This is a genomic window from Candidatus Colwellia aromaticivorans, assembly GCF_003333305.1.
In the GTDB taxonomy this organism is placed as follows: domain Bacteria; phylum Pseudomonadota; class Gammaproteobacteria; order Enterobacterales; family Alteromonadaceae; genus Colwellia; species Colwellia aromaticivorans.
In genome coordinates this window covers 88898-112233 of the sequence record NZ_QOLD01000014.1, presented here as the reverse complement: position 1 = coordinate 112233, position 23336 = coordinate 88898, and the positions used below count along the sequence as shown (strand labels likewise).

Genomic DNA, 23336 nt, shown 5'->3' with positions numbered 1-23336 from the left:
AGCTTTTGCGTTCACTTAGACTCATATTGCAGCTCCCGAAAGTTCGGTTACATTAATTATGAGTCAACGATAGTTTTTAGGACTGACCTTGAAACAGCTAGGGTTACATTTAATGTGAGTCAATTCGTTCCCTAAGATAAATTTACACTGACTATCCGTAATGCGATTTAACTCCTATACTCAAAAATACTGTATTCTTTAAAACATAGGAAACAAATTTATGAGCCAGAAAAATATCATTGTTATCGGAAACGGTATGGTAGGTTATAAATTTTGTGAACGACTAAGCAATAAAGATACTAAAAATCACTTTAAAATCATAACCTTTTGTGAGGAGCGACGTCCTGCTTATGACCGCGTTCGCCTATCTGCTTATTTTGAAGGTAAAACCGCCGAAGATCTCAGTATGGCGAGTATTGATTGGTATAAAGAGCGTAAAATAGAGCTCTACCTCGAAGATAAAATTATCAGTATTGATCGCAAAAATAAAACAGTTACCTCCGAAAAAGGCATCACACTAGCCTATGAAAAAATAGTGATGGCTACGGGTTCAAGCCCTTTTGTTCCTCCTGTTCCGGGTATCGAAAAAGAAGGTGTTTTTGTTTACCGCACCATCGAAGATCTCGAAGAAATTATTGCTTATGCAAAAAATTGTAAAAACTGCGCCGTTATAGGGGGTGGCCTGCTAGGATTAGAAGCGGCTAAAGCAGCTCAGGAACTAGGGCTAAAAACTGATGTAGTTGAGTTTGCATCAAGACTTATGCCCAGACAGGTGGATGACGCTGGCGGAGAAATGCTCAAGCGTCTAATCGAAGCTCAGGGCATGACGGTTAATTTAAACAAAAACACTAAAAATATCGCCGGAGATACCCGTGTTACGGCAATGGAGTTTGCCGATGATAGCGTAATCAACACGGATATGATCATCATTTCTGCTGGGATCCGTCCTCGTGACGATCTCGCTAAAGCAAGCGGCCTGACTGTAGGGCCTCGTGGCGGTGTTTTAGTAAACTCTTCCTTAAAAACCTCTGATGATAATATATACGCCATTGGTGAGTGCGTACTTTATCAAGACATGATCTATGGCCTCGTTGCACCCGGATTTATGATGGCAGATGCCGTGGTTGAACAACTTACCGGCAACTCAGCAGCAACATTTACTGGTGCGGATATGTCGACCAAACTCAAGCTAATGGGCACAGACGTTGCCAGTTTTGGCGATATAGAACCACAGGATAAACCCTGCAAAGATATTGTTTTGAATAACCCACATACCGGAGTTTACAAGAAGCTGTTGATCTCAGAAGATGGTAACACGCTACTCGGTGGCGTTCTTGTCGGTGATGCTTCAGAATATGGTACTTTATTACAAATTTACCAAAACAAAATGCAGCTTCCTGCTGATCCAATGAGTCTTATTCTCCCTAGAAATGACGATGCAGAAAGTGGTATAGGCATTGGTGATCTGCCCAACACGGCGCATATCTGTTCTTGTGAAAATGTGACTAAAGGTGATGTACTTGATGCCATTGAAAATCAAGGCTGCGATTCGATAAGTGCGATCAAATCATACACCAAAGCTGGTACCGGCTGTGGGGGTTGCGTGCCAATGCTGACCGACCTTTACCAGTATAAAATGGCTCAGGACGGTATAGAAGTCAGCAATGCGCTGTGTGAACACTTTGAATTTAGTCGTGAAGAGATGTATCAGGTTGTCCGGGCTACCGGCATTAATACTTTTTCTGATCTTATTGCTCTACATGGGAAAGGCTCTGGCTGCGAAATATGCAAGCCAACGGCAGCGTCTATCTTCGCTAGCGTTTTCAATGAACCTATCCTCAACCATACACCTCTTCAGGACACCAATGACGCCTTCCTAGCCAATATTCAACAAGATGGTACTTATTCAGTTATTCCCGGTATTCCAGGCGGTGAAATCACCCCTGATATGTTGATGGTTATTGCTCAAGTGGGCAAAGATTTCGATCTTTATACTAAAATTACCGGTGGTCAGCGCATAGATTTGCTTGGCGCTCGGCTCGATCAACTACCTGCTATCTGGAAAATATTAATTGATGCCGGTTTTAAATCAGGTCATGCCTACGGTAAATCACTGCGTACCGTTAAGTCTTGCGTGGGTTCTACCTGGTGCCGATATGGTGTTCAGGACAGTACTAGCTTGGCTATTGAGCTAGAAATACGTTATAGGGGCCTGCGTTCGCCACATAAAATTAAGGGAGCTGTCAGTGGCTGCACCCGTGAATGTGCTGAAGCGCAATGTAAAGATTTTGGCGTTATTGCTACAGACAAAGGCTGGAATCTCTATGTCTGCGGTAATGGCGGTATTAAGCCTCGCCATGCTGATCTGCTAGCCTCAGATATTGACAAAGAGTCAGTAATTAAATACATCGACAGATTCTTGATGTACTACATCAAAACCGCCGACCGACTGCAAAGAACAGCGAACTGGATGATGAAACTTCCGGGTGGACTCGATCACCTAAAAGCCGTTGTTATTGACGACTCACTTGGAATAAATGGCGAACTCGAAACGCAAATGCAGCATGTGGTCGACACATACGAGTGTGAGTGGACGAGTACTATCAACGATCCTGAAAAACTCAAACGCTTTAAACACTTTATTAACTCTGATGATCAGGATGAAACGGTGCAGTTCACCAGAGATCGCGAGCAGATCCGACCGCTACAGCACAGTGAAAAAGCCTTGATAGATGTTAACAACTAAACAGAATAAACTGAGATGCTAAACACTGGCATCATTAGTACAACACAATTACAGAGACTGATATTATGAACACAGAATGGATTAATGTTGGCGCAGTTGTAAACTTTACCAAAGATCTAGGTTCCTGCGTAAAGGTCAATGGTCTGCAAATTGCAGTTTTTAACCTCTCGAAAAATAATCAATGGTTCGCAGTGCAAAACCTTTGTCCGCATGACAAGCGCATGGTTCTTTCTCGCGGCATCATAGGTGATAAGGAGGGTGAGCCGAAAGTAACTTGCCCCTTACACAAAAACAGCTTTTCCCTCAAAAGCGGTGTGCACGTCAGTGAAGGCGATGTTGACGATATAACTACTTACCCGGTAAAAGTCAAAGACGGAAATGTATTTTTGGAAGTAACTGTATAAAGTAAGCTTTATAGGCTGACGATTTTGGGTAGAAGTGGCGCTCGCTAAAAATTGTCAGGCATCAGAATATATTACGCTGGCTAGTTCGATCGTAACCTTACCACGACTTTCGAGACTCGCCATGGTATGGCAATGACACTTACTTATACCAATTACGATTACCCAAGACACTTCAAAATGCGAGTTTCAGGATACCTGAGCGGATCATGATCAAGGCGCAGCTTTTTATTAAGGGTTGTTCAGGAGAGTGTGCTCCTGAGTAACCATTCTCTTCAATCAATGCCTTGCCTAAAAACGTTTCTAATTCCAATTAAAACCTGCACTTTGAATTCACTTCGGTATAGATGGAGAAGAACTTTTTAGCACCCTATAGTTCAATCTGTCCCTTTTTTAGTAGTAAAAACTCCAGAAATAATCTTTTCCACAAAAATAGTGCTAATTTTCATTAAAAACTTACCGTTAACTATTTCAATAGTCGCTAATATTAGCAACAATAGGCTTCTATTATCCTATATACATTAACTGAAGAAGTAACCGCATCATGAAAGCTATAATAAAGTCATCTAAATTAAACAATGTTTGTTATGAAATTAGAGGGCAAATAGCAGCAGAGGCACGTCGTTTAGAAGATGAAGGGCATAAAATTCTTAAACTGAATATTGGTAACCCTGCCCCTTTTGGTTTTGAAGCGCCCGATGATATTTTAAAAGACGTGATTCATAACTTACCTAATTCGCAAGGCTATAGCGAATCTCAAGGTATTTATTCTGCTCGCGTTGCTGTAATGCAATATTTTCAACAACAAGGCATTAAAGATGTTCGTGTTGATGATGTTTTTATCGGTAATGGTGTTAGTGAGCTTATTGTGATGGCAATGCAAGGCTTATTAAATAATGGCGATGAAGTATTGATTCCTGCTCCAGATTACCCATTATGGACAGCTGCTGTCGCACTTTCTGGTGGTAACCCTGTTCATTATGTTTGTGATGATAAAAACAGTTGGTACCCTGATCTTAAAGATATGGAAAGTAAAATTTCAGATAAAACCAAAGCGATCGTTTTGATCAACCCAAATAACCCAACGGGTGCCGTTTATCCTAAAAAAATATTAGAAGGCATTATTGCTCTTGCAAAAAAACATAGTCTAATTATTTTCAGTGATGAGATTTACGATAAAATTTTATTTGACGGGGCTAAACATATTCCAACCGCATCATTGTCTCAAGATGTGTTTATTATTACCATGGGTGGCTTATCTAAAAACTACAGAGTCGCAGGTTTTAGAGCCGGTTGGATGGTATTATCGGGACCTAAAATTCACGCCGAAGATTATTTAGAAGGGTTAACCATCTTAGCTTCAATGCGCATGTGTCCTAATGTTCCAAGTCAACATGCCATTCAAACCGCCTTAGGTGGTTATCAAAGTATTAATGAACTTATTTCAGGCGATGGTCGATTATTAAAGCAACGTAATGTGGCAGCCAACATGATTAATGATATTGATGGTTTATCATGTCACCCTGCTATGGGAGCGATGTATTTATTTGTGAAAGTAGATGCTAAAAAGTTTAACATCACTAATGATGAAAAAATGATTTTAGATTTACTTAAACAAGAAAAAATACTTCTTGTTCACGGTAGCGCCTTTAATATTAAGGCACAAAATTATTTTAGATTAGTATTTTTACCGCATGTTGATGAATTAGTGCCTGCACTAGAAAAAATCAAAAACTTCTTTGCTACTTATAAGCAATTATAATTATACCCAAGCCACTTGAAGATGCGTGTTTCAGGAAGTCTGAGCAAGTTATAATCAAGGCGCATTTTTGTATTAATGGTTATCCCTTAAAAAGAAATGCAACGCAGAGTATGATTTGCTCAGCCTTCCCCGAAGGGCTGCTTTATAAACGTTTTATGCTGCGTTATTGATTTCGACAATGGCGCTACATGGATGTAGCTTATTAGAGAATGCAGGAGCATATTCTCCTGAACAACCATTATCTTCAATCAATGCCTTACCTAAAACGTTTATAATTCCAGCTGAACCTGCATCTTCAAGTGGGTTTGGGTATACACTTAATCATCTGGATGAGAAAGCTCGTCCAGTGTGTTGCATGCAAGCAGAACATTATGAATGATAATACTCATTCACTTCCCCCCCCATTATAATTTATAAAAAAACCTCTTTGGAACGCATTAGATAATGCGTTCCAAATCCCATGACTAAATGAACCTATAGTTGTCCTAAAAACAGAAGATTATAATCAATTTTATAATGTGTCTAATTATGGTTTTTGTTATCATATTTTCTTTTTATCAATATTTTATAAGGTATACGTCAGCTTATGGTTAAAAGTACATTTCTCGCATGGGTTATCAGAATGCCCTTAATAAAGCGATGGGGATTAATGCATTGTGTCAAAAAAGAAAACATAGCTGAACATTCCCATCAAGTAGCCGTTATAGCCCACCTTCTTGCAACGATAAAAAATCAATATTTTGGTGGGTCAATTAATGCTGAAAGGGCTGCAACCGTGGCTATTTATCATGAAATTTCTGAAACTAAATTACAAGATATAAACCACGTAACTAAATATCATAATCCAGAATTAACTAAAGAGTTTAAAAAACTTGAGGAAATAGCTGAACTAGAATGTTTAAGATGTTTACCAAAAGAACTTCAAAATGAATTTAAACCTTTATTAGTACAGTCAAATGTAGAACCCGAATATAAAAAAATAGTTAAAGCTGCAGATATCATTTCTGCGTATTTAAAAGCATCTGATGAGTTGAAATTTGGAAACAATGAATTCACTGACGTAAAACCTAGACTTTTAGAGATGTTAGAAACATACCGAAAAACAATGCCTGAAGTTAATTATTTACTTGATGTATTTGAAGAAAATTGTTTCGTTTCAGTTGATAAATTATCTAATAGTGATGGGTGATATTGCTTTTATTTGTATGATTTAACTTATTGATATTTGGTAAAATATCAACTCATAGCAAAGCAAATCTTAACATTATATTCATATATCGCTTCCACAGAGATATATGGACTCCACTTCCTCTAAATCAGAGACTAAGTCAACTGTCTAGGACTGAAGTTGCTCAGTGAATATGGCTACTCATTTAGGTTTAATAAACAATATTTTATAAGGAGGAGTTTGCTTTTCTGAGATAGGGTACCCATCAATATTCGCGCAGAGCGATTGTCTATATATTAGTCAGTACGATAATGCGTATATATACCCGTAATCATTCAAAGTGTTCGATTCAGAGTACTTGAGCAATTTCAGTTTGAGGCGCGTCAATTAAATCATGGTATTCCCTATTTCTTTGGCGCAACAATAAAATGGGATTGCTCAAGTGCTTCTCCGATGGGGCTAAAAACGATTTACACTGCCTTATTGATTTTGACAAGGGAACAACCATTCTCCGCAATCAACACCTTGTTTAAATCGTTTTTTTCTCCCACTGAAACCTGCACTTTGAATGGTCACGGGTATATGCACTCATTTTGTACGAATAGTGTTTCTAAATATTTGTTTATCCCTTTGCTTTCGAAACTAAAATCTTTTCTATGTTAATTAATCATCGTACCCTCAAAAAATTTTGTTTTTTCGTTAACGATTAAGGAACTTTTGATCTTTATCAACCTTTTCTTATTCAAATTAGAGCTCTCTGCCAAGTTCAACTAGACTTAAAGTAAGTCTAGTATCAGTATTATTCACAACAATCATTATAGGGGTTTAAATGAATATTAAATTTTTTGGAGCTACTCGAGAAGTCACTGGCTCTTGCTATTTAGTGCAAGTTAACAACAAAAACATACTACTTGAGTGTGGCATGTTACAAGGCTCTCATGAGAATGTTCGACATAACCATGATGACTTCCCGTTTGATGTTGCTGATCTAGATGCCGTGATTGTCAGTCATGCACACCTTGATCACACGGGTAGATTACCCATGTTAATAAAAGAGGGTTTTCATGGCTGTATCTATACCCATAATGCCACCGTAGATTTATGTGAAATTATGCTAGTAGACTCAGGTTACATTCATGAGAAGGAGGCTCATTGGGAAAATAAGAAACGCGAACGTAAAGGCTTAACATTAATAGAACCTCTTTATACAACGGCAGAAGCGGAAACAACATTACAGTATTTTAAAGGGCTTACTTATGATGAGGAGTTAGAAATATGCCAAGGCGTTAAACTAACACTCAGAGATGCGGGTCATATTATTGGATCGGCTATCGTTGAATTAGCGCTTGTTGAGAATGGTGTAAGCAAAAAAGTAGTATTTAGTGGCGATTTAGGACATAAAAATGCCCCCATTTTACGAAACCCTTATAAAGTTCAGTATGCTGACTTAGTCATAATGGAAAGTACTTATGGTGATAGGTTACATCGCAGTTGGGAGGATACTTGGCAAGAGATGGGCGAGATTATTGCCAATGCAAAAAGTAACAAAGGCAATATATTAATTCCTGCCTTTACCGTTGGTAGAACACAAGAGTTACTCTATGAATTTAAGCAACACTTTGAGCAGTGGCAGCTAGGTGATTGGCAAATTTTTCTTGATAGCCCGATGGGAATAAAAGCGACTAATGTTTATGCCAAACACCGTGAAGTTTACGATAAAAAAGCGATAAATATGGAACAACACCATGATGGAATATTTGATTTACCTAATTTACATATGTCAGAAACAACAGAATACTCAATGAAAATTAATCAAATTAACTCAGGCGCTATTATTATTGCTGGTAGCGGCATGTGTACAGGTGGCCGAATTAAACACCATTTCAAACATAATATTTGGCGTGAAAATGCTCATGTACTTATTGTTGGCTTTCAAGCTAGAGGAACACTAGGCCGATCGCTTGTTGATGGCTGTGAAAATATTCATTTATGGGGCGAGAGAATACAAGTTAAGGCGAGTATTCACACCATAGGTGGTTTTTCTGCCCATGCTGATCAGCAAGGTTTGCTAGATTGGTATCAATGTTTTGAAAATAAACCGCCAGTAGTACTCGTTCACGGCGAAGAAGATGCGATGGAAGTGCTCGCACAAAAATTAAAGCATCAACATCAAGTCAATGTTGTGCAAGCAAGCTATAAGCAAAATATTATTATCTAACAAGAAGGATATTTTCATGTATAAGCATATTTTATTTGCCACAGAGCTTAATGAAACTAAAAGCTATATCGAGGATAAAGTCACGCAATTGCAACAGCTTACTCAAGCTAAACTGAGTATTATCCATGTGGTTGAACCTATACCTAGCGCTTATTATAGTGGTGAATATGGTGTTATTTCTGGTTTAGGCTCTGTAGATAGCATAGGCACTACAAAAATATTTGAAGAGCGAGCCAAAGAGGTACTACAACCTTTGGCTAAAAGGCTCAATATTTCAGAACAAGATTTACATATACCCATAGGACATACCAATGAAGAAATATTAGCTTTTGCGAAGCAAGAAAACGTTGATTTAATTATAACAGGTAGTCATGGTGTACATGGTTTGCAATTACTATTAGGCTCAACCACTAATGCCATTTTACACGGAGCAAAGTGTGATGTATTAGCAGTGCGGTTCAAAGAGTAAGCTGAGCTGACAGTTAACTATTTATCAAAATAGAAGCTATTAAAATTCACTCTCCTTGATGTAAAGCACAGTAGTTTGCTTGTTTTTTAAACTATGCTAGTTATGACTTACTGTTTTTACTTACGCGCTGAATGAATTTTATTTTAGGAAAAGGAATTATCACCTTATGTTAAAACTAAAATCCGTTGCCATAGACACCTTCAAAGAGAATGTTGCCTACTTACACCGCGACTGCCCTCTTTACCGGACCGAGGGTTTTCAGGCATTAATGAAAATAGAAATCTACATAAAAGGCGATGGTGATCCTGTACTTGCTGTACTAAATATTGTTGATGATTGCACTATTGTTGATATTAATGAACTTGGTTTAAGCACACAAGCTTTTGGGCAATTAGGTAAAGAACAGGGAATTAGCGTAAGAATTGCGCCCGCCAAGCCGCCAATTTCTCTTAAAGCTGTACACCGAAAAATTGCTGGTGAAACGTTGAACAAAAATGAATTTCATCTTATTTGCCAAGATATTTTAGAAAACCGTTATTCCAAAATGGAAATTGCTGCATTTTTAGTTGCCTGTAGCCATAATGGTTTAGAACGTGAAGAAGTCTTCTTTTTAACGAAAGCCATGGTTGATACGGGTAAAAGCTTGAACTGGGGCGAAGCTATTGTGGTAGATAAACACTGTATTGGTGGCATTCCAGGCAATCGTACCACTATGATAGTTATGCCGATAATAGCCGCCCACGGTATGCTAATGCCTAAAACCTCTAGCCGTGCTATTACCTCACCTGCGGGTACCGCTGATACCATGGAGGTATTGGCTAACGTCGAGCTATCCATAGAAGAAATGCAAAAGGTTGTACAGCAACATCGCGGCATGTTGACTTGGGGAGGAACGGCAAGATTAGCGCCCGTGGATGATATTTTAATTTCAGTTGAGCGACCATTATCTATGGACTCAACTGGACAATTAGTTGCGTCTATCTTGTCTAAAAAAATAGCAGCAGGTTCCACTCATCTGCTCATTGATATCCCCGTAGGCGCTTCGGCTAAAATTCATAATAATCAAGAAGCGTTAGCCTTAAGAAAATTATTTGAATATATTGGCGATCTCTTTGCTTTACATATCGATGTGGTGATTAGTGATGGCTCTCAACCCATAGGTAACGGTATTGGTCCTGCGTTAGAAGCAAGAGATGTAGAGCAAGTTTTAAGCAACCAAAAAAAGGCTCCTAGTGATTTACGAGAAAAATCTTTACGCCTAGCGGGCAGAATTTTAGAGTTTGATCCCGATGTTAGGGGTGGCCAAGGTTATATTATTGCAAGAGATATTTTAGAATCTGGCCGTGCTTTTGAAAAAATGCAAGCCATTATCTCAGCACAAGGAGTACAGCAGAAAAAACAAAGTAAGGCCGCGTTAGAGTACTCAGTGATTGCGCCAAAAAGTGGATATGTTTATGCAATAGATAACTTAAAAATAGCACATATAGCAAGCCTCGCTGGTGCCCCTATAGATAAAAATGCTGGCATTGATCTCATTAAAAAAGTAGGCGATAAAATAAAAAAAGGGGACACTCTTTTTACTATATATGCCTGTTTTAAAAGTGACTTTGAATTTTCCACACAATTTGCAAATGAAAATAATGCTTATATCATAGAGAAAAATCCACCCTCGACAGACGATAACTACTTTATTTGATTTTATATATTAGGGTCTGTTGATCTTTCGAGATTGCTTTTGCAGCAGTTTGTTGGGTATTTGTACAAGGCAGAGCCTTTGTCATGTGGTTGTTCAGGACAATATGCTCCTGTATTGTCTTATAAGCTACATCCATGTAGCGCCACATAAAAAGGCGATAACGCCGTAAAAATGACCAACAAACGCTGTCCGAAGGATCCGGCTAAAAGCGTTTTACTCTTTGTTGAGTAGTCTTTGCTTAGAGTGACTAGGCTACACACTACTCGCCGCGATTAAAACGCTTTTATCTCGAACAAAAATTAACCGCGAAAGGTCAACAGACCCTAGGAGTTACAATGGCCATAATATTGGGCTTTGACGATTATTTATCCCCTGCTCAGCAACTAGCAGAAAGTTTATCGATACCGTTTAAACAGGTTGAACTGCATCAATTTCCCGATGGTGAAACAAAAGTGACACTGCCGATGAATTTACCAAAGAAAATTATTATTTGCCGTACATTAAACCAACCTAATGCTAAGCTCATTGAACTGATCATTACTGCTTCAGCAGCAAGAGCGCAAGGTGTTGAGCATATTACCTTAGTAGCGCCCTACTTGTGTTATATGCGCCAAGATATTGCTTTTCATCAAGGAGAGGCTATTAGTCAAAAAATAATAGGGAAATTGCTCGGTGACTATTTTGACCGTGTGATTACTATCGACCCACATCTGCACCGCATAAACAACTTAAATGAGGCAATTCCAAGCAATCAAGCCATTGCTTTACACGCTAGCAGCGCCATGTCTGCCTTTTTAAAAAAACAGTTTAGTCAACCTGTGCTGATTGGCCCTGACGAAGAGTCTGAACAATGGGTTAAAGCGATAGCCAAGCCTCATCAATGGGATTATGCCATCGCCACTAAAGAGCGTTTTGGCGATAAAAGTGTTGCTATAAATTTAGAGAGCAATAATAAAGAAAATATCAACAAAGTAAGCCTGACAAATAGAGATGTTATTATTGTTGACGATATTGCCAGTACAGGAAAAACGCTTGAACAAGCAGTAAAACAAATACAACAACAAGCACCAACTAGCATTTCAATCATAGTTACACATGCATTTTTTGTTGATGACGCCATAACAAGGCTAACCAATATGGACGTCGCTCACATTTGGAGTTCTGATAGTGTACTGCATAACAGTAATGCCTTTAGTATTATAGATATCATAGCAGAACAACTCGAAAAGCTTGATAAAACCATGGTAAACAATTAGTTACAAACATTACAAAGCACCATCAGATGTATGCTCTGTTGGTGCTTTATTTTATACTAAATTCTAGCTAACTAAAATATTTAAGGCACAAGGACAATAGGTATGCCGACATAATGAGCTAATTTATTAGCCACACTACCAAGTAAAATATCAACAAGCTGCGACCTACCTCGTCGACCAACAAAGATCATATTAGCATGATGTTCCTTTTCATATTGATGTAAAGCATCTACTGGCTCCCCCCAAATATATTCACTGGTTAAATGAAGACCTTTTACTTGGTACTTTTCAACCAGAGGCTGTAAAATCTTTTTGTTGGCGTCATGCTCTATTTGTTCTTTATCTAACATAGGTGGTGCAACCCCTTCAACCATCACAGGCTGAAAATCTTGCCAAGTAATCACATACACCAATTTAACACTCGCGCCAGTTTGTTGTGCCAAATGAACAGCTCGCTCAACGGCTCGTTCACTCCATTCACTGCCATCAACGCCGACTAAATATAAAAGCTTACTCATCTAAGTTCTCCTTCTGATAACGTCACTGTTAATACCCATAAAATTGATAGTTGGTGCTGCGATAAGGGACTAATTTATAATGAGGTTGCAAAAATTCGACTAAATCAACCAATTCAGCTATTGTCATTACATCATTAAAATTTCTCATTTTAGATTCACCATCAACAGTAACAATAGCGAGGGGATAACCTCGAGCCAGTTTATGTGAAGGGTTAATAACACTGGTCACAAGCTCAGCATAAGTTTTTACTTTGGTCGAGTTCCCTCCTAATCGAACATTTAAACCAGGGTTGTTTATACCTGCAGCTTGTTCTATGCCATTGATATGATGGCATGCTAAACATTGATATTTCGTCAACACCATGGCTCCCTTATCAACATCACCTTGAGGTAAACTAAAACCTTGGGGTGAATCAGGACCTAGATCACAACTGACGAGGCTAATGCTAATAAAAGCAAAGTAACAAAAAAGTAAATATTTCATAACGGCTCCTTTATACACTATCCAAAAAACTCGTTGAGCAAGGGTTTTATACCCGTGATACCTCAAAATGCGTGTTTCAGGATGCCTGAGCGATTCATGATCAAGGCGCATCTTTTTATTAAGGGTTATTCTCTTAAAAACAGATGCAACGAAGAGCATGATTTACTCAGACATCCCCGTAGGGCTGGTTTAGAAACGTTTTATGCAGCGTTATTGATTTCGACAATAGAACAACTATTATCTTCAATCAATGCCTTGCCTAAAGACGTTTCTAATTCCAGCTGAATCCTGTATTTTGAAGTATCACGGGTATATTTAACTCTAGTTCACAAATTGGTTAAGCTCTACTTTCCTAATACAGAATAATGAGCTGGATCAACTTATAACCATTAATGATGGAAATATTTGTGTAACTCATCTACAACAATAAGAAATAGAGCAATGCCAAGTAAACTAGACCATTGGCTTAATGACACTGGTGCTAACTGTAATAACTCGCGAATTCCGGGTGTATACATGGCACCAATATGTATCCCTTGTGCTGCCAACATACCAAAAAGTAGAAATTTATTACCAAAAAAGTATTGTTTAAAAATAGACAATTTTTCAGAGCGGCTATTAAGCACATGTACGTTCTCAAATAACACCATCAATAATAAAGTGATATTACGTGCTTCTTGCTCAGCGACACCTGAATCTATTTGCCATTTAAAAAGTACAAAAGCTAAAGACCCCATAACAAAAGCATTGACGATAATACGCTCTATCATCAAACGATTAAATATCGGTTCATTGGGCTGACGTGCCGCTTGTTTTAATTCATTACCTTCAGCAGGCTCAAATGCTAATGCAACGTCTTGAATACCGTTAGTAACCAAATTAAGCCACAATAATTGCAATGGGAATAAAGGTAATGGCGTGCCAAAAATCAGGGAAAACATCACCAGCAATATTTCGGCTGCGCCAGTAGAAATCAACAAGAAGATCACTTTACGAATATTGTTATAAACAATACGGCCTTGAGTAATTCCATCCACAATGGAGGAAAAATGATCATCGGTTAAAATAATATCAGCATTTTCTCTTGCTACATCTGTACCGCGAAGCCCCATGGCAATCCCAACATGGGCTTGATTTAACGCAGGTGCATCATTAACGCCATCGCCAGTAACGGCAACAAAATCACCATCAAACATAATTTGCTCTATTATCTGCCTTTTTTGATGAGGTGATATCCGAGCAAATACTTGGGTACTATGAACACAAGTACTGAATGCTGTTTTTCCCTGAGTAAAAGCCAGTTCTAATTGTTCACCTGTCACTGCAGGCATCCCCGCTGTTGCTATGCCTGATTGTTCAGCTAAGGCCAGCGCTGTTTTAGGATGGTCGCCAGTGATCATAGCAACTTTAATCTTCGCCGTTTTACACGCTGCTACAGCTGAAACAACATCATGTCGCAGTGGATCTATCATGCCAACCATACCAATAAAGGTTAAATCAATTAGCGCACTTTCTAGCTTATTTGGCACAGTTTCTAATACTTTATAAGCTAAACCCAATACTCGATAACCGTTACTGGCAAGTTGATCAACTTGTTGTTCTAACCGTTTTTTATCATGTTCATTTCCGCTAAAGTCACACATATCCACTAAGGTTTCAACACTACCTTTAACAAAAAGTATCTGCCTGCCCTGAAACTGATTAACACTAGCACAATAAGCATTTTCTGATTCGTAGGGGATCTGTGCTAATTCTTTATAACGAACTCGAGCATTTTGATAATCAATATTAAATTTTGACGCCAACACTAAAAAGGCCGCATCAACCATATCTCCCTGAGCGCACCAACCATTTGCTGTTTTCTCCAGGTAAGACTCATTCGCCAATAAACCGGCATTAATTAATAAAGTCAGCGCTTCGCTTGATTGTTGACTTATATTTTCTTCCGTCTGAGGGCCATTTTCCCGCAATGACATATCGGTTTGTTCGACTAAGGATACGACCTCACCATGGAGATCAAGGCCATCACCCGTCACCTTAAATGCACTACCATCAACTAGAATTATGTGCTGTATGGTCATTTCATTCACTGTTAACGTGCCCGTTTTATCAGAAGCTATATATGTACAAGATCCCAAAGCCTCCACCGCCAGTAAATTTCGAATGATCACTCGAACTTTTGCCATTCTGCGCATACCAATAGCCAGTGCAACAGTAATTGCTGCTGGTAAACCTTCAGGAATTGCAGACACAGCTAAAGCAACACCGAGCAAAAATACACTACCAAGCTCATCGCCACGCATTAAAGTAATAATAAAGATAAGACTGATCAAAACTAATATGCCGTAAGTAATACGTAAGGTGAAGGCTTCAATACGCAGTAATAATGGCGGCTTTGTTTGCTCACTTTCAATATCTTGAGAGATTTTTCCTATTTCTGTATCTGTTCCAGTAGCAATAACATAACCGCTACCACGCCCATTGAGTACCACGGTGCCAGCAAAACAAGTTTGCTGTTTATTAACTTCACTTTGCTTTTCATCCCTAATATCAATGACATTCGTTGCTTTAATGATAACTTTATCAACCGCCATAGACTCACCAGTAAGCATAGATTCATCTATTTTAAGGCCATTACTTGTATGTAAGACCATATCAGCGGGTATTTTATCTCCAGAGGATAGTTGTACCAAATCACCTGGTACAACCGATTGGCTATCAATTTTTATCAGCTTATTATTACGAATCACATTGGCAAACGAGGGCACCATTTTTTTTAAAGCACCAGCGGCTTTTTCAGCAGAAAATTCTTGCACCGTACCTATAATGGCATTGATGACTAATACCGCTAGAATAAAAGCAGCATTAATTTTTTGTCCAAGAAAAAAGGACAAAATTGCCGCTGCAAATAATACATAAATAAAAGGGCCTTTAAACTGACGCAGAAAAATTAACAGCATTCCTGGTGTTGTAGCTTCAGGCAAAACATTCAAGCCAAACCTAGCTAATGCTTTTTTGGCTTGCTGGTCAGTTAAATTTTTCGGGTAGGAATTCACTAGCTATCAGTGAGTTTTTTAGCAATATCCGGAAAAATAACCGCCATTGCCTCATAGAATATATTCAGTTCTTCATTGTTAACCCCATTAACGGCAATTAACTGAAGTAACTTTTTCATTAGCATCATGCGTAAATTGGGATTATCTTTAAGGTAATCGTTAACCGTTAACAAATCAGATTTCAGATCGCTTTTAAGCGTTTTTACATAGCTATAAAGAACCATTATTTGTTGATCTGACAATTGGAATTCATTTGCCATAATAAGTTTAAATTCTTGCTTTTCATTATCATTTTCAACGCTATCTGAACGAATGATATGATAGAGCAATGATGCTAGAGCAATATGAATAACCTCTGAGTCAGCATGCTCAAATAATTGACTTTCTTCATCTAAATTCTCTAACCAGTGTTTTAATGATTCAAACATACTTTACTCCTGTCCTTAAAATTAATTAACCTGAGATTCAACCAGAAAAACTGAACTGCTGATGGCAATGCAGCCTTTTTTTATCCACAGCAAAACAATAGCAACATCTTCGCCATTACTATTGATAATATTAGGTAGTTTTTCAATCAATCCAATATCAGTACGATTAAATTCATAATAACGAGTATTGTTGGCAAAGGGGTCTGCAATTAACACTATCTTATTAGCGTCATGAGGGTGCTTCCCTAATGCACCAGAAAAAGCTACATGCCCATCTTTAAATTCATTTATGTTAAAAGAGATTTGATATTTAACTAAGTTAGTACGTTGTGGTTCAATAATAAAATATGACATAGTTAACCTTATTTAGATGTTAGCGCTTCATTTTTTAGGATATTGTTTAATATTGTTCTGATAAGTAATGTGATAAATCAAAGTATCAAATAAACTGCCGCCAACTTTATTTCCCATAATTACTGGAATTAAATGACTAAAAACTCGGCCAAATTACAGTAGCAATAACACCACTGTTTATTTCATTTTTTACCGTAAATAAATGATCAATACCGCTAGGCTTGCTGCGCCAATAAAACTAACCACATAGTGCCAATTGAAATATCACAAGACTTCTGATATTCATGCAGATTTACGCCACTCCTGCTGTATGACACCTTATTTATTATATTTTCAGACATGAACAAATATTCAATGAATCATACGATGTAGAAAGTATAGTATTTATCTAGCTTTTTACGTGATATTTTGTTGACTTACATCAAGTGAAAATATAATAAACAGAGGAGGAAACAAATAGTTTGGATGTTCTACATCTATACCCAAGTGAATTCAAAGTGCAGGTTTTAGTTGGAATTAGAAACGTCTTTAGGCAAGGCATTGATTGAAGAGAATGGTTACTCCCTTGTCGAAATCAATAACGAAGTATAAAACGTTTCTAAACCAGCCCTACGGGGACAACTGAACAAACCATCTACTTCGTTTCATCCTTTTTTAAGGGAGTAACCATTAATAAAAAGATGTGCCTTGTATATGGCTCGCTCAGTTGCCCTGAAATCCGCATTTTGAGTTCACTTGGGTATAAAGAGAAAACAATAATAAAATTCACTCACCGAACTTTAGCAATCTCACCGAAAAAACAATACCTATTTTATTAGAAATCGAACCTTAACTATTCCTCGCTTAGTCGGTTAATACTTAATGCACTAATGACACTAAACTTTAACAAAAAAAAAGCAGCCTAAGCTGCTTTTTATAAATTAATAACTAAACTTAAATTAGTTAAATTAGTTAAATTAGTTAAATTAGTTAAATTGAGTTACCACTTTATTAACTATATCTTTAATCATTGATGATGGTGCTTCTTTATCATCAGAGGTAATTCGCTTCACTGCCCAACCATGCCATGCTGGTTGATGAGATTTAACATCATAAACATCAATAGCTAACTTACCTTCAGTGTATTGACGAACATGGGTTTCTGTACTCATTTGTGTACCGTACATACCGCCATAGCGACCACCATAGTAGCTTCCTCCCCAACCAAAACCTGTATTGTAAGTTGTAGGATAACTACTTACTTTGATTTTATCACGATTACCAACAGTATAAGAAATAGCAAAATCTGCTTTTTCAGCATCATCAATTAACTGATAACCTTTAGCCATAAAAGCTTTCTCAATTTCTTCATCAACACGCTGTTTCATTACTGGGTTAATGTCTGCCGGCGGTGCCATTATTTTACCTGAACTTAACCAGGCAAAAGTTTTATAATTTAAGGTGTCAACTTTACTATTTTTATCAAAGTCGACTTTTGCCTCGTAGGTAGTTGAACAACTAGCAACTGTAATAAGCAATACAGCAGCAAATATTTTTTTTATCAAAATCATAACTTTCCCGTTTAATCATAATTATTAGATACGCATACCTTATCTCATGTATTCAGATAATGATGTACCAAATTGTAACTATTAACATATAGTAGAATTATAACTATAAAACATATTTCAATATTTAAACAGATAATCAATTACCGTTATTGTTATAAGATCAACATTCATTAGAACAGCTAATTTCTAATAAATTCTTTGACTTTTTTATTTAATGGTTGACAGCCATAAGTAAACCCTTTAAAAATAGAGCTAAGCATTAACCTTATTTTATAAAATAATTAAATTCAAATAACGCATGATTTTATATACTCATAACCTCAACGTCGTCCTCATGGTCGTAGTGATAGTCAAATCATTACGGGGTTCTGGTTATGCGAAATACTAATTATTAAACAAGTAAGTAAGCAATTAAATAATCAAACCCTCGCTCTGATAAAGATCGGGGGTTTTTTATTTTTGACAATAAGTTAATTCAACTGAAAAGGAATCAACATGACAACAGAACTTTTTACCGGTGCAGAAATGGTAGTAAAAGCGCTATCTGCACTTAAAGTAAAGTACATTTTTGGCTACCCTGGTGGTTCTATTTTAGATCTATATGATGCTATATTTCAGCAAGATGAGATTGAGCATATTTTAGTTCGCCATGAACAAGCAGCAACCCATATGGCTGACGGTTATACTCGTGCTACAGGTAAAGTAGGTGTAGTATTAGCAACTTCAGGCCCAGGTGCTACCAATTGTGTTACGGGTATTGCTACTGCCTATATGGATTCTATTCCTATGGTTGTATTAGCGGGTCAGGTACCTACGACACTTATCGGTAATGATGCTTTTCAAGAAACTGATATTGTTGGTTGCACACGTCCAATTATCAAACATAGCTTTAACTGTCGTGATTTATCCGATATTCCTAATATTATTGCCAAAGCTTTTTATATAGCCAGCACGGGTAGACCAGGTCCGGTAGTAGTTGAACTTCCTAAAGATATGCTAATTCCACAAAACACAGCGCCTTTTAGTATTGAAACTAATGTCAATATACGCTCTTATAATCCCAATATTAAAGGCCATCCAAAACAAATTCGCAAAGCAGCTAAAACAATAAGTGAAGCGAAAAAGTTAGTGGTATATTCAGGCGGTGGCATTGTATTAGCCGATGCATCTCAACTGTTAACCACGTTAGTTGAAACTTTAAAAGCGCCGATTACTAATACGTTAATGGGGCTTGGTGGCATTTCTGGAACGCACGAAAACTTTATCGGCATGTTAGGTATGCACGGAAGCCTAGAAGCGAATAAATCAATGGCTAATGCTGATGTGATTTTAGCCCTTGGTGCTCGATTTGATGACAGAGTCACCAACAACGTTGATAAATTTTGCCCTAACGCTACCATTATTCACGTAGATATTGATCCAACCTCTATCTCCAAAACCATAAACGCCCACATTCCTGTCGTTGGTTTAGTTGATATTGTTATGCAACAGTTACTTGATGAACTTAACGTAATTAACTTCAGCCCTGATGAAGAAGCATTAACAGAGTGGTGGCAACAAATTCATTTATGGCGTGACATGCGTAGCGTAAGTTACAAACAAGTAGCGGGTGAAAAAATTAAGCCGCAGCGTGTTATCGAAGCCATGTATAAAATTACTAATGGTGAAGCTTACGTTGCTTCTGATGTTGGCCAACATCAAATGTTTGCCGCGCAATTTTATCCCTTTGCTAAACCACGTCAATGGATAAATTCTGGCGGCGCTGGCACCATGGGTTTTGGCTTACCTGCAGCGATGGGGGTTAAACTTGCTTTTCCAGATAAGCATGTTATTTGTATTACTGGTGATGGCTCTATCCAAATGAATATTCAAGAGTTATCTACTTGTAAGCAGTACAACTTACCTGTTGTGATTATCACATTAAATAACCGCTCACTTGGTATGGTTCGTCAATGGCAAGATATGGTTTACGGTGGAAGGCACTCTTCTTCTTATATGGAATCATTACCCGATTTCTGTAAAGTGGCTGAGGCTTATGGCCACATAGGCATTAAAATAGATACCTTAGAAGAACTTGATTCTAAACTAGAAGAAGCATTCAGCATAAAAGACAAATTAGTTTTTGTTGACGTTTTAGTTGATGAAAAAGAGCATGTGTACCCTATGCATATTCGCCATGGTGGCATTGATGAAATGTGGATTAAAAAGGGAGTTAAAGCCTAATGACTCACTTGCTAAATAAGAGAAATTCAATCAAAGAAATACATAACATCTTGGCCAATACAAGCAATAAAGGAGTGAAAGCATAATGCGTCATATTTTAGCTATTTTATTAGAAAATGAAGCCGGAGCATTATCCCGTATTGTTGGATTGTTTTCACAGCGCGCTTTTAATATTGAAAGCTTAACCGTTGCTCCAACTGACGATAATAGCTTATCTAGAATTACCATCGCCACCATAGGTGATGACAAAGTTTTAGAGCAAATAGTAAAGCAAGTTAACAAGTTAGTTGATGTGATTAAAATCTCTGAATTAACCGATCGTAAACATGTAGAACGCGAATTACTGTTAGTAAAGGTTGCTGCGATGGGTGATAAAACTCGTACTGAAGTAAAACGCATTACTGATATATTTCGTGGCTCCATAGTCGACATAGGTAAACAAATTTATACGATTGAATTAACCGGCAGTAGTGAAAAGCTAAATGCTTTTATTGAAACATTGAGTAATGAAACTGAAATAATTGAATCAGTACGCTCTGGCTGTGTTGGTATCGCTCGTGGTGAAAAAGCGATGCGAGTATAAAACTGATAACATTACCGAACTCAGCTGCAGGCCTCAGTAGTTTGCAGCGTTACCACAATAGGAAATTTAATGATTAAATTGGGAAAGTATCAGCACTTCAAAGGTAATTATTATCAAGTACTTCATCTTGCTAGACATAGCGAAACCGAAGAGACATTTGTTGTATATCACCCCTTTGATAACAAAGGTGATATATGGGTACGGCCTTTAACTATGTTTAATGAAACTATTACTCGAGATGGGAAAACCTTACAACGTTTTCAGTTTATAGAAGATTAGCGCTCGATTGAGAAATGCTGGTTATTAGCATTGGGGGTAACGCAGCCTTGGAGTATTTTAGCCAGTACAAGTGTGCAATAATTTATTAACATTGATATAAACTAGTTAATTGAAAAAAAGCTATGCTCTTGCCAGTCTACTTTTTTTTGTTGCATTTTGGTTACTTGTGCCTGTTCAGGTCCATGCTTTAACCAAGCTAACATTTTATCCACATTTTCCTGATCGCCTGATAAAAAAACTTCAACATCACCATCGGCTAAATTCTTAGCATAACCACTCAAGCCATAATCAATGGCTTTTTGCTGGCTAGACACTCTAAAATACACACCCTGTACTTTGCCCGACATATGCGCAATATAACTAACATTCATGGTTTATACTCATTTTATTATTACTCTAAAATGAGTATAGACGGTTAAATACAAGACAGGAGAAAATTCACTAACTTAAGTCTGGTTAATCATCTGATTCTAATTATGACTAAGTAACCGTCTGTCGGATTTTTTAATTGAACGGGCATTAAATTGATAACATAGCGCCTAATCGCTGACCACCGAGTAAATGCATATGAATATGTGGTACTTCTTGTCCACCATCTTCATTACAATTTATGATCAAACGATAACCATTTTCAGCAATACCTTCTTGCTTAGCGAGCTTTTTCGCTACACTGATCATACGTCCCATCGTTAACTCATCCGCATCAGTAACCTCATTAATAGTTGGAATATGCTTATTGGGTACAATTAAAATATGGGTACTAACGCGAGGTGATATATCTCTAAAAGCACTCACTAATTCGTCTTGATATAAAAGTGGCGTTGGAATTTCTTGTCTAATAATTTTAGAAAATATGGTTTCTTCAGTCATAAACTACTCATCTGATTAGGAAATATATCAACAGTTTACGTTAAAAAAAATTCCGACTAAACAATTATCATATTTTTTAAATAAATAAGCACTGTGTAATCACTTTTGTTGACCTTAATCAACACGGAGTAAGCCAAAGGTATGACATGCTAATACCATCGGTTATTTAACCCTCCTTGTCCCACTTGTGTAGGTAATGATATGGAAATAGACTTTAGCGAGATCAACTATATACAAGATCCAAACTGGCGTGATTTACATGCTGATTATGAACAGTTTTTATTGTCAATGACCGGTCCAACCGTTATTGATATTACTGGATTAGAGACCAAAAAATGCAGGGTAATCACGACACTTTTACAAGGTAGTGAACCATCAGGTTTAATTGCACTACACCGTTGGTTAACTACCCGAAATGTAAAAGAGCTTCCAAAAACCAATTTACGTTTTATTATTTGCTCTGTAGAAGCGGCTTGTGTCAAACCATTATTATCTAAACGATTTATTGATGGCAGCAAAGATATCAACCGTTGTTTCGGGGAGAAAGAACCTGATAAAATTCAAATAGAAAAATATAAAGGCTGTTACGAAAGGGCACAGTTAATTGAGCAAGCCGTTAAAGAGGTAAATCCTGAGGTGATGGTCGATCTTCACAATGCACCTAACCCCTGTCCTACTTTTGCTGTCAGCTCTAAAATAACGACAGAGACGCTATCACTAACCTCATTTTTTTGCCAAACATTAGTTCTCTCTGATTTACAACTATGTTCACTGATGGAACAAGATTTCTCATGTCCAACTATTACTATAGAATGCGGTGGCCGTGTTGATGAGCAAGCTCATGAGGTCGCTTATGCAGGAATATGCCAAATTGCAAACTGTGAGGACATTGGCTATATTCAACAAGAAAGAGGTGTTGAAGTAATTTACCTACCCCTCAGATTACAGGCTAGAGAAGGTGTCAATTTATCTTATGCTGATCATGATGAAGGTTATAGCGGCATAACACTTAAACAAAATATAGACTACTTCAATTTTGGTGGTGCTAATCAAGGTGAAATGATCGGTTGGATTGATGGTAATGGTCTTGAAAATTTACACTTACTCAATAAACACGGTTGTGATGTTATTGATGAGTATTTTTACATTCGTGAAAATCAATTAGTGTGTAAACAAAACTTACGACTATTCAAAGCAACCTCTGATAAACAAATCGCGTTAAATGATTGCTTATTTTATGTGGTAAAAAAAACAAATAATCGACTTTAAACAAAT

Annotated in this window: 21 protein-coding genes and 1 pseudogene; 13 read left to right on the top strand and 9 right to left on the bottom strand. The window is 37.4% G+C overall.

All coding sequences use genetic code 11. From position 1 onward, the window contains the following. Positions 1-220: 220 nt before the first annotated feature. The 8 genes from nirB to DWA31_RS02535 all read left to right on the top strand — a co-directional run bounded on the left by nirB (position 221) and on the right by DWA31_RS02535 (position 10460). On the top strand, positions 221-2746 hold the full coding sequence (nirB, locus tag DWA31_RS02570) for a nitrite reductase large subunit NirB (protein ID WP_114325105.1): 2526 nt from the start codon (positions 221-223) through the stop codon (positions 2744-2746). A gap of 65 nt (positions 2747-2811) precedes the next feature. After that, on the top strand, positions 2812-3150 hold the full coding sequence (gene nirD, locus DWA31_RS02565; protein WP_114325104.1) for a nitrite reductase small subunit NirD: 339 nt from the start codon (positions 2812-2814) through the stop codon (positions 3148-3150). Positions 3151-3691: 541 nt separating this feature from the next. Next, positions 3692-4909 (top strand): pyridoxal phosphate-dependent aminotransferase, encoded by a 1218-nt coding sequence (locus DWA31_RS02560; RefSeq protein WP_114325103.1) that lies wholly within the window; start codon positions 3692-3694, stop codon positions 4907-4909. Between the two features lie 178 nt (positions 4910-5087). After that, positions 5088-5288, top strand: a complete 201-nt coding sequence (locus DWA31_RS17095; protein WP_168427272.1) for a hypothetical protein — start codon at positions 5088-5090, stop codon at positions 5286-5288. A gap of 207 nt (positions 5289-5495) precedes the next feature. Further along, positions 5496-6098, top strand: coding sequence for a 5'-deoxynucleotidase (gene yfbR / locus DWA31_RS02555; RefSeq protein ID WP_114325102.1), 603 nt, complete (start codon positions 5496-5498; stop codon positions 6096-6098). A gap of 808 nt (positions 6099-6906) precedes the next feature. Beyond that, positions 6907-8295 (top strand): MBL fold metallo-hydrolase RNA specificity domain-containing protein, encoded by a 1389-nt coding sequence (locus DWA31_RS02545; protein WP_114325100.1) that lies wholly within the window; start codon positions 6907-6909, stop codon positions 8293-8295. 16 nt (positions 8296-8311) lie between these two features. After that, on the top strand, positions 8312-8764 hold the full coding sequence (locus DWA31_RS02540) for a universal stress protein (protein WP_168427271.1): 453 nt from the start codon (positions 8312-8314) through the stop codon (positions 8762-8764). Positions 8765-8930: 166 nt separating this feature from the next. Beyond that, positions 8931-10460: a thymidine phosphorylase family protein gene (locus DWA31_RS02535; protein ID WP_114325098.1), complete on the top strand. Its 1530-nt coding sequence runs from the start codon at positions 8931-8933 to the stop codon at positions 10458-10460. A 2-nt stretch (positions 10461-10462) separates the two neighbouring features. Here DWA31_RS02535 and DWA31_RS17400 read toward each other — a convergent pair. Continuing rightward, positions 10463-10720: pseudogene (locus DWA31_RS17400) on the bottom strand (hypothetical protein). A gap of 75 nt (positions 10721-10795) precedes the next feature. Here DWA31_RS17400 and DWA31_RS02525 point away from each other — a divergent pair. Next, positions 10796-11716 carry a ribose-phosphate diphosphokinase gene (locus DWA31_RS02525; protein ID WP_114325097.1) on the top strand — a complete coding sequence of 307 codons (921 nt, stop codon included), beginning with the start codon at positions 10796-10798 and terminating at the stop codon, positions 11714-11716. An 80-nt stretch (positions 11717-11796) separates the two neighbouring features. Here DWA31_RS02525 and DWA31_RS02520 read toward each other — a convergent pair whose 3' ends face one another. The 6 genes from DWA31_RS02520 to DWA31_RS02490 form a co-directional block, all read right to left on the bottom strand. Further along, a complete protein-coding gene (locus DWA31_RS02520; RefSeq protein WP_114325096.1) occupies positions 11797-12234 on the bottom strand; it encodes a universal stress protein in 438 nt (145 codons plus the stop codon). A 28-nt stretch (positions 12235-12262) separates the two neighbouring features. Then, positions 12263-12718 (bottom strand): cytochrome C, encoded by a 456-nt coding sequence (locus DWA31_RS02515; protein WP_114325095.1) that lies wholly within the window; start codon positions 12716-12718, stop codon positions 12263-12265. Positions 12719-13107: 389 nt separating this feature from the next. Next, entirely contained in the window at positions 13108-15774 is a 2667-nt protein-coding gene (locus tag DWA31_RS02505; RefSeq protein WP_245942448.1) for a cation-translocating P-type ATPase, read from the bottom strand. Further along, positions 15774-16202 (bottom strand): TerB family tellurite resistance protein, encoded by a 429-nt coding sequence (locus DWA31_RS02500; protein WP_114325093.1) that lies wholly within the window; start codon positions 16200-16202, stop codon positions 15774-15776. Before DWA31_RS02500 ends, DWA31_RS02505 begins: the two co-directional genes overlap by 1 nt. A 21-nt stretch (positions 16203-16223) precedes the next feature. Then, on the bottom strand, positions 16224-16556 hold the full coding sequence (locus tag DWA31_RS02495; protein ID WP_114325092.1) for an inorganic pyrophosphatase Ppa: 333 nt from the start codon (positions 16554-16556) through the stop codon (positions 16224-16226). Positions 16557-17521: 965 nt separating this feature from the next. Further along, entirely contained in the window at positions 17522-18106 is a 585-nt protein-coding gene (locus tag DWA31_RS02490; protein WP_114325091.1) for a DUF4136 domain-containing protein, read from the bottom strand. 495 nt (positions 18107-18601) lie between these two features. Between DWA31_RS02490 and DWA31_RS02485 the strand changes: the two genes are divergently transcribed. From DWA31_RS02485 to DWA31_RS02475, 3 genes are all read left to right on the top strand, one after another. Continuing rightward, complete coding sequence (locus DWA31_RS02485; protein ID WP_114325090.1) at positions 18602-20329, top strand: acetolactate synthase 3 large subunit; 1728 nt, start codon at positions 18602-18604, stop codon at positions 20327-20329. A gap of 85 nt (positions 20330-20414) precedes the next feature. Then, positions 20415-20912, top strand: a complete 498-nt coding sequence (ilvN, locus tag DWA31_RS02480; RefSeq protein WP_114325089.1) for an acetolactate synthase small subunit — start codon at positions 20415-20417, stop codon at positions 20910-20912. A 69-nt stretch (positions 20913-20981) separates the two neighbouring features. After that, the gene (locus tag DWA31_RS02475) at positions 20982-21191 is read left to right on the top strand and encodes a DUF1653 domain-containing protein (protein WP_114325088.1); all 210 of its coding nucleotides are present in this window, start codon (positions 20982-20984) and stop codon (positions 21189-21191) included. 101 nt (positions 21192-21292) lie between these two features. Here the strand turns inward: DWA31_RS02475 and DWA31_RS02470 are convergent, their stop codons facing one another. Then, positions 21293-21562 (bottom strand): acylphosphatase, encoded by a 270-nt coding sequence (locus DWA31_RS02470; RefSeq protein ID WP_114325087.1) that lies wholly within the window; start codon positions 21560-21562, stop codon positions 21293-21295. 148 nt (positions 21563-21710) lie between these two features. After that, on the bottom strand, positions 21711-22061 hold the full coding sequence (locus DWA31_RS02465) for an HIT domain-containing protein (RefSeq protein ID WP_114325086.1): 351 nt from the start codon (positions 22059-22061) through the stop codon (positions 21711-21713). A gap of 201 nt (positions 22062-22262) precedes the next feature. Here DWA31_RS02465 and DWA31_RS02460 point away from each other — a divergent pair, with 201 nt between their 5' ends. Further along, positions 22263-23330, top strand: a complete 1068-nt coding sequence (locus tag DWA31_RS02460; RefSeq protein WP_114325085.1) for a M14 family metallopeptidase — start codon at positions 22263-22265, stop codon at positions 23328-23330. Positions 23331-23336: the final 6 nt, after the last annotated feature.